We start from the raw sequence: 17388 nt of genomic DNA, 5'->3' as shown, positions 1-17388 counted from the left end.
ATGGCGGATCAGGACAAGATCCTCGACTACCTCAAGCGGGTAACTGCCGATCTGCACCAGACGCGGCAGCGTCTTCGCGAGGTCGAGTCGCAGGAGCCTGAGCCGATCGCGATCGTCGGCATGAGCTGCCGGTTCCCCGGAGGCGTCACGTCTCCTGAGGAGCTGTGGGAGCTCGTGGCCGCGGGCGGCGACGCCATCGCGGACTTCCCCACGGACCGTGGCTGGGACGTCGACGCACTCTTCGCCGACGACCCCGACGAGCAGGGCACCAGCTACACCGACAAGGGCGGGTTCCTCGACGGCGCGGGCGAGTTCGACGCCGGGTTCTTCGGCATCAGCCCGCGCGAGACCCTCGGCATGGACCCGCAGCAGCGGCTGCTGCTGGAGACGTCCTGGGAGGCGTTCGAGCGGGCCGGGATCGACCCGGCCACGCTCCGCGGCAGCAAGGCCGGTGTCTTCGTCGGCACCAACGGCCAGGACTACCCGGAGCTGATGCACACGCTGCCGCAGGGCGTGGAGCAGTATCTGCTCACCGGCAACGCCGCCAGTGTCATCTCCGGCCGGATCTCCTACACCTTCGGCCTGGAGGGCCCGGCGCTCACCGTCGACACCGCGTGCTCGGCGTCGCTGGTGGCGCTGCACCTGGCCATCCAGGCGCTGCGCAACGGCGAGTGCTCGCTGGCGCTCACCGGCGGTGTCACGGTGATGAACAGCCCGCGTGCGTTCATCAACTTCAGCCGCCAGCGCGGCCTCGCGCCCGACGGCCGCTGCAAGGCGTTCGCGGACGGCGCGGACGGCACCGGCTGGGGCGAGGGCGTCGGCATGCTGCTCGTCGAGCGGCTGTCGGACGCGCGCCGACACGGCCACAAGGTGCTGGCCGTCGTCCGTGGCTCGGCCATCAACCAGGATGGCGCGTCCAACGGTCTGACGGCGCCCAACGGCCCGTCCCAGCAGCGCGTCATCCGCCAGGCGCTCACCGACGCCCGGCTCACCCCGGCCCAGGTGGACGCCGTCGAGGCACACGGCACGGGCACCAGCCTCGGCGACCCCATCGAGGCGCAGGCCCTGCTCGCCACGTACGGGCAGAACCGGGCCGAGGGCCGCCCGCTGTGGCTCGGCTCGATCAAGTCCAACTTCGGCCACACCCAGGCCGCCGCCGGTGTCGCCGGGATCATCAAGATGGTCAAGGCCATCGAGCACGGGGTGCTGCCCAAGACCCTGCACGTCGACGCGCCCTCCCGGGACGTGGACTGGGACGCGGGCGCCGTCTCCCTGCTCACCGAGAACACCCCGTGGCCGGAGACCGGCCAGCCGCGCCGCGCGGGCATCTCCTCCTTCGGTGTGAGCGGTACGAACGCGCACACCGTCATCGAGCAGGCCCCGGCGGAGGACCGCGAGGCCCCCAGCGGTGATGCGACGCCTTCGGAGTGGACCGGCATCGGTGGGCAGGTGCCGCTGCTGGTGTCCGCGCAGAGCGCACCGGCGCTGCGCGCCCAGGCCGAGCGGCTCACGGCCCGGATCCAGGACGACCCGGGCCTCGGCCTGGTCGACCTCGCCCACTCGCTGGCCACCACCCGCGCCGCGCTTGACCACCGGGCCGTGGTCCTCACGGGCGCGGGCGGCCGCGAGGAACTGCTGCGCGGACTGGCCGAGCTCGCCGAGGACGCCCCCGCGGGCGGCGTCGTCCGGGGCGAGGTCACCGAGGGCAAGGTCGCGTTCCTCTTCACCGGCCAGGGCAGCCAGCGTGCCGGAATGGGCCGTGAGCTGTACGCGGCCGTCCCCGGCTTCGCCCGCGCCCTGGACGAGGTGTGCGCCGAGCTCGACCAGCACCTCCAGCGGCCGCTGCGCGAGGTGATGTTCGGCGGCGACACCGGGTCGGACGACAGTGGGTCGGACGACAGCGGACCGCTGGACCGCACCGGCTACACCCAGCCCGCGCTGTTCGCCCTCGAAGTGGCGCTGTTCCGGCTGCTGGAGACGTGGGGCGTCAAGCCCGACTTCCTCGTCGGCCACTCCATCGGCGAACTGGCCGCCGCGCATGTGGCCGGTGTGCTGTCGCTGGCGGATGCCGCGAAGTTGGTGGCGGCGCGTGGGCGGCTGATGGAGGAACTGCCCGCCGGTGGCGCGATGATCGCGATCCAGGCGTCCGAGGACGAGGTGGCGCCGCTGCTCACCGAGCGGGTCTCGATCGCCGCGCTCAACGGGCCCACCTCCGTCGTCATCGCGGGTGACGAGGACGCGGCTGTCGCGATCGCGTCCGGTTTCGAGGCGCGGGGCCGTAAGACCAAGCGGCTCGCCGTGAGCCACGCGTTCCACTCGCCGCGCATGGACGGCATGCTGGACGCCTTCCGCGAGGTCGCCCGGCAGATGACCTACGCCCCGCCGGTCATCCCCATCATCTCCAACCTCACCGGCGGTTCGGTCTCCGCCGACGAGATCTGCTCGCCCGACTACTGGGTCCGGCACGTCCGCGAGGCGGTCCGCTTCACCGACGGCATCCGCCGGCTCGAGGAGTACGACGTCGCCACCTATGTGGAGCTGGGCCCCGACGGGGTGCTCTCCGCCATGGCGCAGGACTGCGTCACCGGCGACGGCGCCGTCTTCGTGCCCGTGCTGCGCGGCGACCGTCCCGAGGCCACCGCCCTGGCCGGCGCGCTCGCCCGCGCCCATGTCCACGGCGTGGCCGTCGACTGGGCCGCGGTCTTCGAGGGCTCCGGCGCCCGCCGCGTCGAACTGCCCACCTACGCCTTCCAGCGCGAGCTGTACTGGCCCGAGCCGCCCGGCCCGTGGACCGGTGACGTCACCGCCGCCGGGCTCGGCTCCGCCGACCATCCGCTGCTCGGCGCCGCCGTGTCGCTCGCCGACGGCGCCGGATTCCTCTTCACCGGACGGCTGTCCCTCCAGACCCACCCCTGGCTGGCCGACCACGCCGTCATGGACACCGTGCTGCTGCCCGGCACCGCCTTCGTGGAGCTGGCCATCCGAGCCGGTGACCACGTGGGCGCGGATGTGCTGGAGGAGCTCACCCTCGAGGCGCCGCTGGTCCTGCCCCCGCAGGGCGGCGTCCAGCTCCAGGTGTCCGTGGGCGCCCCGGACGAGACCGGCCGCCGCTCGCTGACCCTGCACTCGCGGCTGGAGGAGGCCCCCGACGGCACCTGGGGCGAGGGCGAGTGGACCCGCCACGCCACCGGTGTGCTCGGCACCGGCGCCACCACCCCCGACGACAACCTCACCACCTGGCCCCCGGCCGGTGCCACCGAAGTGCCCGTGGACGGCCTCTACGAGTGGCTCGCCGGGACCGGATTCGCCTACGGCCCGGTCTTCCAGGGGCTCCAGGGCGCCTGGCAACACGGTGAGCACGTATACGCCGAGGTGCGGCTGCCCGAGAGCGCCCGCGCCGAGGCCGAGCTGTTCGGGCTGCACCCGGCGCTGCTGGACGCGGCCCTGCACGCCGTGGGCATCGGCTCCCTCCTGGAGGACACCGAACACGGCCGCCTCCCCTTCTCCTGGAGCGGTGTCCGGCTGCACGCCGTGGGCGCCGCCACGCTGCGCGTCCGGCTCTCGCCCGCCGGTCAGGACGCGGTGGCCGTGCTGGTGACGGACGAGAGCGGCGCGCCCGTCGCCTCCGTCGACTCGCTGCTGCTGCGCCCCGTCTCGCCCGACCAGGTGCACGCCGCGCGCGGCGCCTTCCACGAGGCGCTGTTCCGCGTCGAGTGGACCCCCGCGCCGCTGCCCGCCAACACCACCGTGGTGGCCGGGCAGTGGGCGGTGCTGGGGGACGAACACCCCGAGCTCGCCATCGCCCTGCCCACCGCCGCCGGGTACGCCGACCTGGCCGCGCTCGGCGCGGCCGTGGACGCCGGGGCCCCGGTGCCACAGGCCGTCGTCGCGCCGTTCTTCGCGGACGACACCGGGCTTCCCGTCCAAACCGCCGTGCGCGAGGCCCTGCACCGTGCGCTGGAGCTGGTCCAGAACTGGCTCGCCGACGCCCGCTTCGAGGGCTCCCGGCTGGTGATCGCCACCCGTGGCGCCGTCGCCACCTCGGCCGACGCCGACACCGAGGACCTGGCCCACGCCCCGCTGTGGGGTCTGCTGCGCTCCGCGCAGTCCGAGAACCCGGACCGCTTCGTCCTGGCGGACCTGGACGGCACCGACGAGTCCCACCGGGTGCTGTCCGCCGCCCTGGCCACCGGCGAATCGCAGCTCGCCGTCCGCGCCGGGACCGTGGTCGTACCGCGGCTGGCCAAGGTCGCCTCCGACCCCGAGCGGACCGCCCCCGCCCTCGACCCCGAGGGCACCGCCCTGGTCACCGGCGCCACCGGCACCCTCGGCGGGCTGGTCGCCCGCCATCTGGTGGCCGAGCACGGCATACGCCACCTGCTGCTGCTCAGCAGGCGCGGGGGAGACGCCCACGGCGCCGCCGAACTCGTCGCCGAGCTGCGCGCGTCGGGCGCCGAGGTCACCCTCGCCGCCTGCGACGTGGCCGACCGCGACGCGCTCGCCGAGGCGCTCGCCGCCGTCCCGGCCGCACACCCGCTGACCGCCGTGGTGCACACCGCCGGTGTGCTCGACGACGGTGTCATCGGCTCGCTGACCCCCGAGCGCGTCGACCGCGTCCTGCCGCCCAAGGTGGACGCCGCGTGGAACCTCCACGAGCTCACCCGCGACCTCGACCTGTCCGCGTTCGTGCTGTTCTCCGCCGCCGCCGGCACCCTCGGCGGCCCCGGCCAGGCCAACTACGCGGCCGCCAACGCCTTCCTGGACGCCCTCGCCCACCGGCGCCGCGCCCAGGGGCTGCCCGCCACCGCCCTCGCCTGGGGCCTGTGGGCCGAGCGCAGCGGGATGACCGGCGACCTGGACGACACCGACATCCAGCGCATCACCCGCGCCGGAGTGGCCGCCCTCTCCTCCGAGGAGGGCCTGGCCCTCCTGGACACTGCCCTCGCCGTGGGCGACCCCACGCTCGTCCCCATGCACCTGGACCTGGCGCCGCTGCGGCACGCCGACGCCACCATGGTCCCCGCGCTGCTGCGCGGCCTGGTGCGGGCCCCCGGCCGCCGGGTGGTCGAGGCGGGCGGCGGCGCGGCCCCCGGCGGGCTCGCCGACCGGCTCCTCGGACTGTCCGTCCCCGAGCGCGACCGGCTGCTGCTGGAGATCGTCTGCGGCCAGGTGGCCGCCGTGCTCGGCTACGCGGGCCCGGAGGCCGTCGGCTCGGCACGCGCCTTCAAGGAGCTGGGCTTCGACTCGCTCACCGCCGTCGAGCTGCGCAACCGCCTCGGCGCCGTCACGGGCGTACGGCTCCCGGCCACCCTCGTCTTCGACTACCCCACCCCGACCGCGCTCGCCGGTTTCCTGCGCACCGAGATCCTCGGCGACCAGGCCGACGAGGCCGCAGCGGCCCCGGCCGCCACCGTGGCCGTCGCCGACGACGAGCCCATCGCCATCGTCGGCATGAGCTGCCGCTACCCCGGCGGAGTCACCAGCCCCGAGGAGCTGTGGCAGCTGGTCACCGGCTCGGTGGACGCCATCTCCGGCTTCCCGACCGACCGCGGCTGGCAGCTCGAGGGACTGCTGGGCGACGACCCCGAGCAGACCGGCACCAGCGCCACCATCGAGGGCGGATTCCTCTACGACGCGGGCGAGTTCGACCCCGACTTCTTCGGCATCAACCCGCGCGAAGCCCTCGCCATGGACCCGCACCAGCGGCTGCTGCTGGAGAGCTCCTGGGAGGCGTTCGAGCGGGCCGGGATCGACCCGGCGACCGTACGCGGCAGCAAGACCGGCGTCTTCGCGGGCGTCATGTACCACGACTACCTCTCCCGGCTGACCGCCCTGCCGGAGGGCCTGGAGGGCTACCTCGGCACCGGTACGGCGGGCAGTGTCGCCTCCGGCCGGGTGGCGTACACCTTCGGTCTCGAAGGCCCCGCGGTCACCATCGACACGGCGTGCTCGTCGTCGCTGGTGGCGCTGCACCTGGCGGCGCAGGCGCTGCGCAACGGCGAGTGCACCATGGCCCTCGCGGGCGGTGTCACCGTCATGTCCACCCCGGACACCTTTATCGACTTCAGCCGCCAGGGCGGGCTTTCGGCCAGCGGTCGCTGCAAGTCCTTCTCGGCCGACGCGGACGGCACCGGCTGGGCCGAGGGCGTGGGCATGCTGCTCGTGGAGCGGCTGTCGGACGCGAAGAAGAACGGCCACAAGGTGCTGGCGGTCGTGCGGGGCACGGCGGTCAACCAGGACGGCGCGTCGAATGGTCTGACGGCACCGAATGGTCCGTCGCAGCAGCGGGTGATCCGCCAGGCGCTGGCGAACGCGGGTCTGTCGGCGTCCGAGGTGGACGCGGTGGAGGCGCACGGTACGGGCACCACGCTGGGTGACCCGATCGAGGCGCAGGCGCTGCTCGCCACGTATGGCAAGGAGAAGACCGAGGACCAGCCGCTGTGGCTGGGCTCCATCAAGTCCAACTTCGGCCACACACAGGCCGCGGCCGGTGTCGCGGGCATCATCAAGATGGTGCAGGCCATGCACCACGGCGTACTGCCCCGGTCGCTGCACCTCGACGAGCCCTCGCCGCATGTGGACTGGGCGGCGGGCGCGGTGTCGCTGCTGAGCGAGGCGCGGGAGTGGCCGGAGACCGGGCGCCCGCGCCGGGCCGGTGTCTCCTCCTTCGGCGTCAGCGGCACCAACGCGCACGCCATCATCGAGCAGGCGCCGGAGCCCGAACCGGCCGAGGTCTCCGCGCTTCCGGCGGTTCAGCCGTCCGTGCTGCCGTGGACCGTGTCCGGGAAGAACGCCGACGCGCTGCGGGCACAGGCCGAGCGGCTGCTCGCCGACCTGGAGCAGCGGCCGGACGTCTCCCCGACCGACCTGGCGTACTCGCTCGCGACCTCCCGTGCCGCGCTGGACCACCGCGCCGTCGTGGTCGGCGGGGACCGTGCGGCGCTGATCGCGGGCCTGGAGGCGCTGGCGCGCGGCGCGTCGGCCGCGGGGCTGGTCCAGGGGTCGGTGGCCGATGGCAAGGTGGCCTTCCTGTTCACGGGGCAGGGGAGTCAGCGGCTCGGCATGGGCCGTGAGCTCTACGATGCCTACCCGGTGTTCGCGGAGGCGTTCGACGCGGTCTGCGACGCGCTGGACGCGCATCTCGAACGGCCGCTGAAGACCGTGGTGTTCGGGGAGGACGCCGAGGAGCTGGACCGGACCGGCTTCACCCAGCCCGCGCTGTTCGCCATCGAGGTGGCGTTGTTCCGGTTGGTGTCGGAGGCGTGGGGGCTGCGGCCCGACTTCCTCTCCGGGCATTCGATCGGTGAGCTGGCCGCTGCGCATGTGGCGGGTGTGCTCTCGCTGGCGGATGCGGCGAAGTTGGTGGCGGCCCGTGGCCGTCTGATGCAGGAGCTTCCCGCCGGTGGCGCGATGATCGCGGTACAGGCGTCCGAGGACGAGGTCCTGCCACTGCTCACCGAGCGCGTCTCGATCGCCGCCCTGAACGGCCCGACCTCCGTGGTCGTCGCGGGTGATGAGGACGCGGCTGTCGCGATCGCTTCCGGTTTCGAGGCCCAGGGCCGTAAGACCAAGCGGCTCACGGTCAGCCATGCGTTCCACTCTCCGCGCATGGACGGGATGCTGGAGGCGTTCCGCGAGGTGGCGCAGGGGCTCACGTACGAGGCCCCGCGCATCCCGATCGTCTCCAACCTCACCGGCACCGTGGTCTCCGCCGAGGAGATCACGACCCCCGACTTCTGGGTGCGCCACGTCCGCGAGGCCGTCCGCTTCCTCAACGGCGTACAGACCTTGGAAGCCCAGGGCGTCACCACCTACCTCGAACTCGGCCCCGACGGTGTCCTCACCGCCATGGCCCAGGAGTGCGTGTCCGACGCCGACACGGCCGGTTTCGCCGCCGCGCTGCGCAAGGGCCGCGCCGAGGCCGAGACCGTGGCCACCGCCCTCGCCGCTCTGCACGTCCGTGGTGTGACACCGGACTGGTCCGCGTACTTCGCCGGGACCGGTGCCCACCGCGTCGACCTGCCGACCTACGCCTTCCAGCACCGCCGCTTCTGGCTGACGTCCCCCGCGGGCTTCGTGGGCGACGTCGAGTCGGCGGGTCTGGACCGGGCCGACCATCCGCTGCTGGGCGCGGCCGTGCCGCTGGCGGACTCCGACGGCTTCCTGTTCACGGGCAGGCTCTCCCTCGAAAGCCACCCGTGGCTCGCCGACCACGCCGTCATGGGCACCGTGCTGCTGCCCGGCACCGCCTTCGTCGAACTGGCCATCCGCGCCGGTGACCAGGTGGGCTGCGACCGGCTGGACGAGCTGACGATCGAGGCGCCGCTGGTGCTGCCCGAGCGCGGCGCGGTCCAGCTCCAGATCGTCGTCGGCGCCCCGCAGCAGGCCGGGCACCGCACGCTTGAGCTGTACTCGCGGGCGCAGGACGCGCCCGCCGAGCTGCCGTGGACCCGGCATGCGAGCGGTGTGCTGGTGGCCGGTGGCCCGCGGCCCTCGTTCGACCTGACGGCGTGGCCGCCGCAGGGCGCCGAGCCCGCCGAGGTCGAGGGGCTCTACGAGCACCTGGCGCAGGGCGGCTTCGCGTACGGGCCGGTGTTCCAGGGGCTGACGGCGGCCTGGCTGCGCGGCGACGAGGTGTTCGCCGAGGTGCGGCTGCCGGAGGACCGCAAGGCCGACGCGGGCGCGTTCGGGCTGCACCCGGCGCTGCTGGACGCCGCGCTGCACGGCACGTTCGCCCGCGCGGGCGGCGATGAGCAGGGGCGGCTGCCGTTCTCCTGGAGCGGGGTGTCGCTGCACGCGGTGGGCGCCGACGCGCTCCGGGTCCGGCTGACCCCGGTCGGTGCCGACGGCGTGTCGCTGGAGCTGGCCGACGGCACCGGTGCCCCGGTGGCCTCGGTCGAGCAGCTCGCGCTGCGCCCGGTCTCGGCCGGGCAGCTCGCCGAGGGCCGCTCCGCCGCGTACCACGAGTCGCTGTACCGGCTGGACTGGGCCACCGTGCCGATGTCCACCGAGAGCCCGGCCGCGTCCTGGACGGTGCTCGGCGAGGGCGCGCCCGCGCCGCTGACCTCCGGCGCCGCGGTCCACGCCGACCTGGACGCGCTGGCCGCGGCCGGGGACGCCCCCGCGTATGTCCTGGCGTACCTCGACCCGCGCGGCGCCACCGGTGATGACCCGCGCGGTGCCACCGGCGACGAGGTGACCGCCGCCGTCCACACCGCCACCCAGCGCACGCTGGCGCTGGTCCGGGCGTGGCTGGCCGACGACCGGTTCGCCGCGTCCCAGCTGGTGCTGGTCACCCGGGGCGCGGTGGCCACCGCGGGCGACGCCGGGACCCACGACCTGGCGCACGCCCCGGTGTGGGGCCTGGTGCGCTCGGCGCAGTCGGAGAACCCGGACCGGCTGGTGCTGGCCGACCTCGACGGCACCGACGCCTCCTACGAGGCGCTGGGCGCCGCGCTCGCCTCCGGCGAGCCGCAGTTCGTACTGCGCCGGGGCGCCGTACACGCCCCCCGGCTGGCGCGCACCGCCGCCACCGGACCCATGGTGCCGCCGCCCGGCGAGCCGGCCTGGCGGCTGGACATCCAGGACAAGGGCACCCTGGAGAACCTCACCCTGCTGCCCAGCCCGGAGGCCGCCGCGCCGCTGGAGGCCGGGCAGGTGCGGGTCGCGGTCCGGGCCGCCGGTGTGAACTTCCGCGATGTGCTCAACGCGCTCGGCATGTACCCCGGTGACGCGGGCCTGATGGGCAGCGAGGGCGCGGGAGTCGTCCTCGAGACCGGCCCCGGAGTCACCGATCTGGCGCCCGGCGACCGGGTGATGGGCATGCTGCCCGGCGGCTTCGGCCCGCTGGTGGTCGTGGACCGGCGCATGGTCGTGCCGATGCCCGAGGGCTGGTCGTACGCCCAGGCCGCGTCCGTGCCGATCGTCTTCATGACGGCCTACTACGCGCTGCGCGACCTCGCCGACCTCCAGGGCGGGGAGTCGCTGCTGGTGCACGCCGCCGCCGGTGGTGTCGGCATGGCCGCCGTGCAGCTGGCCCGCCACTGGGGCGTGGACGTCTACGCCACCGCAAGCCAGGGCAAGTGGGACACGCTGCGCTCGCTTGGGCTGGCCGACGACCGGATCGCCTCCTCCCGCGACCTGGCCTTCGAGGACAAATTCCGCGAGGTCAGCGGCGGTCGCGGCGTCGATGTCGTACTGGACTCGCTGGCCCGGGAGTTCGTGGACGCGTCGCTGCGGCTGCTGCCGCGCGGCGGCCGGTTCGTCGAGATGGGCAAGACCGACGTCCGGGCGCCCGAGGAGGTCGCGGCCACCTACCCCGGCGTCTCCTACCAGGCGTTCGACCTCACCGAGGCGGGCCTGGACCGCATCCAGGAGATGCTGAGCGAGCTGCTGGAGCTGTTCCGGCAGGGCGCGCTGCGGGCGCTGCCGATCACCGCGTGGGACCTGCGGCAGGCCCCGGACGCGTTCCGCTACCTCAGCCAGGCCCGCCACATCGGCAAGGTCGTGCTCACCGTGCCCGCCCCGTGGAACCCGGACGGCACGGTGCTGATCACCGGCGGCACCGGCATCCTGGGCGGCCTGGTCGCCCGGCACGCGGTCACCGAGCGCGGCGTACGCCGCCTGGTGCTCACCAGCCGCCGCGGTGAGCAGGCCGCGGGCGCGGCCGAACTCGCCGCCGAGCTGCGCGAGCTGGGCGCCGAGGTCACCATCGCCGCCTGCGACGCGGCCGACCGGGACGCGCTCGCCGCCGTCCTGGCCGACATCCCCGCCGGGCGTCCGCTGACCGCCGTCGTGCACACCGCCGGTGTGCTGGACGACGGGGTGATCGACGCGCTGACGCCGGAGCGGCTGGAGAAGGTGTTGCGCCCCAAGGTGGACGCGGCCGTCAACCTGCACGAGCTGACCCGCGACCAGGACCTGGCGGCGTTCGTGCTGTTCTCCTCGGCGGCCGGGACGTTCGGCGGCCCCGGCCAGGCCAACTACGCGGCGGCCAACTCCTTCCTGGACGCCCTGGCCCGCCACCGCCAGTCCCAGGGCCTCGCCGCCACCTCGCTGGCCTGGGGCCTGTGGGCCGAGGCCAGCGGGATGACCGGTGAACTGGAGGCCACCGACAAGTCCCGGATGAGCCGCTCCGGAGTGCTGGGGCTCTCCTCCGAGGAGGGCCTGGCGCTGTTCGACGCCGCCCAGGAGGTGGGCGACGCCTTCCTGGTGCCCATGCAGCTCGACCTGGCGCCGCTCACCGGCGCGCCCATCGAGATGGTGCCGCCGCTGCTGCGCGGTCTGGTGCGCGGCGGTACGACCCGCCGCACCGCCGAGTCGGGCGCGGCCGGGGACGGCTCCTCGCTGGTGGAGCGGCTGGTCCGGCTGGACGCGGCCGAGCGCGAGCAGACCCTGCTGGACCTGGTGCGCGCCCAGGTGGCCGTGGTGCTCGGCCATGACTCGCCCGACGCGGTGGAGGCGAGCCGGGCCTTCAAGGACCTCGGCTTCGACTCGCTGACCGCGGTGGAGTTCCGCAACCGCCTCGGCGGCGCCGCCGGGCTGCGGCTGCCCGCCACGCTGGTCTTCGACTACCCGACGCCGACCGCGCTCGCCGGATATCTGCTGGAGGAGCTGCTCGGCTCCGAGGCGGCGGCGGCCGTCCCCGCGCGGGCCGAGGGCCCGGCGGGCGCCGGGACGGACGAGGACGACCCGATCGCCATCATCGCGATGAGCTGCCGCTTCCCCGGGGATGTGCGCACCCCCGAGGAGCTGTGGGAGCTGCTGGCCGAGGGGCGGGACGGCATCGCCCGGCTGCCGGAGGACCGGGGCTGGGACCTCGAGGCGTTCTACGACCCGGACCCGGACCGGCCCGGCACCTCGTACGCCCGCGAGGGCGGCTTCTACTACGACGCCCACCACTTCGACCCGGCCTTCTTCGGCATCAACCCGCGCGAGGCCCTGGCGATGGACCCCCAGCAGCGGCTGCTGCTGGAGACCTCATGGGAGTCCTTCGAGCGGGCGGGCCTCGACCCGGGGGCGCTGCGCGGCAAGCAGGTCGGCGTCTTCGTCGGCCAGATGCACAACGACTACGTGTCCCGGCTGCACACCGTCCCCGAGGGCGTCGAGGGCTACCTCGGCACCGGCGGCTCCAGCAGCATCGCCTCCGGCCGGGTGGCGTACACCTTCGGCTTCGAGGGCCCGGCCGTCACGGTCGACACGGCGTGTTCGTCGTCGCTGGTGGCGCTGCATCTGGCGGCGCAGGCGCTGCGCAACGGCGAGTGCACGATGGCCCTCGCGGGCGGCGTCACCATCATCACCACCCCCGATGTGTTCACCGAGTTCAGCCGCCAGCGCGGCCTGGCCAGGAACGGCCGCTGCAAGCCGTTCGCGGCGGCCGCCGACGGCACGGCCTGGGGCGAGGGCGTGGGCATGCTGCTCGTCGAGCGGCTGTCGGACGCGCGGAAGAACGGCCATAGGGTGCTGGCGGTCGTGCGGGGCACGGCGGTCAACCAGGACGGCGCCTCGAATGGTCTGACGGCGCCGAATGGTCCGTCGCAGCAGCGGGTGATCCGTCAGGCGTTGGCGAACGCCGGTCTGTCGGCTGGTGATGTGGACGCGGTGGAGGCGCACGGTACGGGTACGACGCTGGGTGACCCGATCGAGGCGCAGGCGCTGCTGGCCACCTACGGCAAGGAGAAGTCTTCGGAGCAGCCCTTGTGGCTGGGGTCGATCAAGTCCAACTTCGGCCATACGCAGGCCGCGGCCGGTGTCGCGGGCATCATCAAGATGGTGCAGGCGATGCGGCACGGTGTGCTGCCGAAGTCGCTGCACATCGATGAGCCGTCGCCGCATGTGGACTGGGCGGCGGGCGCGGTGTCGCTGCTGAGCGAGGCACGGGAGTGGCCGGAGACCGGGCGTCCGCGCCGGGCCGGTATCTCGTCGTTCGGCATGAGCGGCACCAACGCGCACGTCATCATCGAGCAGGTGCCGGAGCCCGAACCGGCCGAGGCTTCCGAGCTCCCGTCGGGTGAGCCGTCCGTGCCGCCGTCCGTGCTGCCGTCGGCGCTGCCATGGGTGCTGTCCGCCAAGACCCCCGAGGCGCTGCGCGCCCAGGGGGCCCGGCTCCGCGCCCATGTGGCCGACCACCCCGAGCTGTCCCTGGCCGACCTCGGCCACTCCCTGGCCACCTCCCGGGTGCCCTTCGAGCACCGGGCGACCCTCGTCGCCCGGGACCGGGACGCCTTCCTGGCCGGTCTCGACGCCCTCGCCGAGGGCCGCGCCACGACCGGTCTGGTCGAGGGCGCGGTGGCCGAGGGCGGCAAGCTGGCCGTCCTGTTCACCGGCCAGGGCAGCCAGAGGCTCGGCATGGGCCGTGAGCTCTACGACGCCTACCCGGCGTTCGCCGAGGCGCTGGACGAGGTCTGCGACGCGCTGGACCCGCACCTGGAACGTCCCCTGAAGACGGTGATGTTCGGGGACGACCCGGAGGAGCTGGACCGGACCGGCTTCACCCAGCCCGCGCTGTTCGCGGTCGAGGTGGCGCTGTTCCGCCTGGTCGAGGCGTGGGGCGTGAAGCCGGACCTCCTCTCCGGCCACTCCATCGGCGAACTCGCTGCCGCCCATGTGGCCGGTGTGCTGAACCTCGCCGACGCCGCCAAGCTGGTGGCCGCCCGTGGACGGTTGATGCAGCGGCTGCCGGCCGGTGGCGCGATGATCGCCGTCCAGGCGTCCGAGGGCGAGGTGACCCCGCGGCTGGGCAAGCGCGTGAGCATCGCGGCCGTCAACGGCCCGGCCTCGGCCGTGGTCGCGGGCGACGAGGACGCGGCGCTGGAGATCGCGGCGGCCTTCGAGGCGGAGGGCCGCAAGACCAAGCGGCTCACCGTGAGCCACGCGTTCCACTCGCCCCACATGGACGGCATGCTGGACGCCTTCCGCGAGGTGGCGCACGAGGTGACGTACCAGGCCCCGCGCATCCCGATCGTGTCCAACCTGACCGGTTCCGTGGTCTCCGCCGAGGAGATCATGACGGCTGACTTCTGGGTGCGCCACGTCCGCGAGGCCGTCCGCTTCCTCGACGGTGTCCGGACGATGGAGGCCCAGGGCATCACCACCTACCTCGAGCTGGGCCCCGACGGTGTCCTGACCGCCATGGCCCAGGACTGCGTCACCGACGCCGACGCGGCCTCCTTCGCCCCCGCGCTGCGCAAGGGCCGCCCCGAGGCCGAGACGCTGCTGACGGCTGTCGGCACCGCCCATGTCCGGGGCGCGGCGGTGGACTTCGGTCCGCTGTACGCCCCGTACGGCCCGCGGCTGGTCGATCTGCCGACGTACGCCTTCCAGCGCCGCTCGTTCTGGCTGGACGCAGGACCGGCCGGCGGCGACGCCACCGCGATCGGCCTCCACGCGGCGGGCCACCCGCTGCTGGGCGCCGCCGTGGAGTTGCCCGACTCGGACGGCATCGCCTTCACCGGACGGCTCTCCCTCCAGACCCAGCCCTGGCTCGCCGACCACGCCGTCATGGGCACGGTGCTGCTGCCCGGCACGGCCTTCGTGGAACTGGCCCTGCGCGCCGGGGACCACGCGGGCTGCGACCGCCTGGACGAACTCACCCTGGAAGCCCCCCTGATCGTCCCCGACCAGGGCGCCGTTCAGCTCCGGCTCTCCCTCACCGCCCCCGACGACACCGGCCGCCGCGCGCTGACCCTGCATTCGCGTGCGGAGGGCGCCCCGACGGAAGAACCGTGGCTGCGCCACGCCACGGGCGCACTGGCGGCGTCGGACCCCACGCCCCCGTCGTTCAACCTGACGGCCTGGCCCCCGGCGGAGGCCGAGAAGATCGAGGTGGAGGGCCTCTACGAGGGCCTGGCCGATTCGGGCTTCGCCTATGGCCCGGTCTTCCAGGGCCTGACGGCCGCCTGGCGACGCGGCGACGAGGTGTTCGCCGAGGTCAGCCTGCCGGAGGACCGCAGGTCCGACGCGGGCGCGTTCGGGCTGCACCCGGCACTGCTGGACGCCGCACTGCACGCACTGGGCCTGAGCGCGCCCGAAGAGGGCAACGGCCAGGGCCGCCTGCCCTTCTCCTGGACCGGAGTCTCCCTGCACGCGGTGGGCGCCTCGGCCCTACGGGTGCGGCTGGACGGCACGGCCACGGGCACGGTGACCCTGGAGCTGGCCGACACAACGGGCGCCCCGGTGGCATCGGTCGAGGGCCTGGCCCTCCGCACGATCTCCCCCGACCAGCTCGGCGCGGCCCGCCCCGGCAGCCCCTCCGACTCCCTCTTCCGCCTGGACTGGCTCCCGGTCCCGGCCCAGTCCACCGAGGTGACCCCCAACGGCTGGGCAGCAGTAGGCCCCGACACCCTGGGCCTCCAGACGTACGCGGATCTGGACGCACTGGCGGAAGCAATCACCTCCGGCGCGCCGCTCCCGAAGTACGTACTGGCCGACCTGGCCCGTCCGGCGCTTGAGGACACATATCCAGCCCGTCCGGCGCTTGAGGACACGCCCGAAGGGCGCCCGGGTCCGCACTCGCACGGTGCGGCAACTCAAGCCCGTCCGGCGCTTGAGGACCGGGGCCTTGGGGCGGAGCCCCAAGTTTCGGGAAGGGGCGGGATTGGGGAAAGCCCCTCACCGGCCGACGCGGCGCACCACGCCACCACCCACACCCTCACCCTCCTCCAGAAGTGGCTGGCCGAAGACCGCTTCGCGGACTCCCGCCTCGTCATCCTCACCTCAGGAGCCGTAAGCACCGGCACGGACGACCCCGCCACCGACCCGGCCCAAGCCGCCGTCTGGGGCCTGGTCCGCTCCGCCCAGGCGGAGAACCCGGACCGAATCGTCCTGGTAGACACCGACGGCAAGGGCAAGCCCCAAGACACCCTGGCCACCGCCCTGGCAACGGGCGAACCCCAAATCGCCCTCCGCGACGGCGCCCCCCGGGCGCCAAGGCTGGCACGGGTCACCGGCACGGCGGACCAGCAGACCCCGGCGTTCGACCCCGAGGGCACCGTCCTGGTCACCGGTGCCAGCGGCACACTGGGCGCGCTCTTCGCCCGCCACCTGGTGGCCGAACACGGCGTACGCCACCTCCTCCTGGTGAGCCGTCGTGGCGCCCAGGCCCCCGGCGCGGCCGAACTCACCGCCGAACTCACCCAGCTGGGCGCAGAAGCCCACTGGGCCGCCTGTGACGTGGCGGACCGTACCGCCTTGGCCGAAACCCTCGCCGCCATCCCGGCAGAACACCCCCTCACCGCCGTCGTGCACACGGCAGGCGTCCTGGACGACGGCGTGATCGCGTCCCTCACCCCGGACCGGCTGACCACCGTCCTCCGCCCCAAGGCGGACGCGGCGTGGAACCTCCACGAGCTGACCCAGGACGCGGACCTGTCCGCATTCATCCTGTTCAGCTCGGCCGCCGGAGTCTTCGGCGGCGCAGGCCAAGGCAACTACGCAGCGGCCAACGCCTTCCTCGACGCCCTCGCCGAGCACCGCCGCGCCAACGGCCTGCCCGCCACCTCCCTCGCCTGGGGCCTGTGGTCGGTGGCCGGAGGCATGGGCGGTGAGCTGGACGAGGCCGAGATCGCCCGCATCCGCCGCGGCGGTATCGGCGTGCTCACGGCCGACAGCGGCCTGGAGCTGTTCGACGCCGCCCAGGGCTCGGACGAGGCCCTGCTCGTACCGCTGCCCCTGGACATGGCCGCCCTGAGGGCACAGGCAAGCAGCGGCATGCTGCCCGCACTCTTCCGCGGCCTCGTCCGCGCCCCCGCCCGCCGCGCCGCCGAGTCCGCCGCGGCCGCCGCGGCCGGTGCCGAGGCGCTGCGCGAGCGGCTCGCCGGGCTCTCCGAGCCCGAGCGCGAGGAGGTGCTGCTGGAGCTGGTCTGCGCCCAGGTGGCGGCCGTCCTCGGCTACCCCGGCCCGGAGACGGTCGACCCGGCCCGCTCGTTCAGCGAGGTCGGCTTCGACTCGCTCACCGCGGTCGAGCTCCGCAACCGTCTCAACGCGACGACCGGAGTCCGCCTCCCGGCGACGCTGGTCTTCGACTACCCGACCCCGAACGCACTGGTCGAGTACCTCAGGGGCGAGATCCTCCCGGACGACGCGTCGGCGGTCACCTCGCTGCTCGCGGAGCTCGACGGCCTGGAGAAGTCCCTGGCCCTGGCCCTGGCCGGGTCCGGGTCCGGGTCCGGGTCCGGGGCCGGGGCCGGGGCCGCCCCGGACGACGAGGACCGGAGCAGGGTCACCGCGCGACTCCAGGCCCTGCTCGCGCAATGGAATGACAACCGAGGACCGGAAGACGGCGCCGGAGTCGCCGAGGAGCTGGAGTCCGCCACGGACGACGACCTCTTCGACTTCATCGGCAAGGAATTCGGGATCTCCTGAAATGACCGCAGCCGACGTCAAGTGACA

General features: G+C 74.1%; 1 protein-coding gene. It reads left to right on the top strand.

Annotated elements, in window-relative coordinates; genetic code table 11:
• Positions 1-17361: an SDR family NAD(P)-dependent oxidoreductase gene (locus ACT2CW_RS27145; RefSeq protein ID WP_445518562.1), complete on the top strand. Its 17361-nt coding sequence runs from the start codon at positions 1-3 to the stop codon at positions 17359-17361.
• The last annotated feature ends 27 nt before the right edge of the window (positions 17362-17388 follow it).

The sequence above is a fragment of the Streptomyces sp. NEAU-174 genome (assembly GCF_052665095.1).
Note: the sequence above shows the minus strand (reverse complement) of the source record. Positions and strands in the feature narration are given on the sequence as shown.

Coding starts and splice junctions, on each gene's coding strand:
- ACT2CW_RS27145 (WP_445518562.1), top strand. CDS start 1: ATGGCGGATCAGGACAAGATCCTCGACTACCTCAAGCGGGTAACTGCC.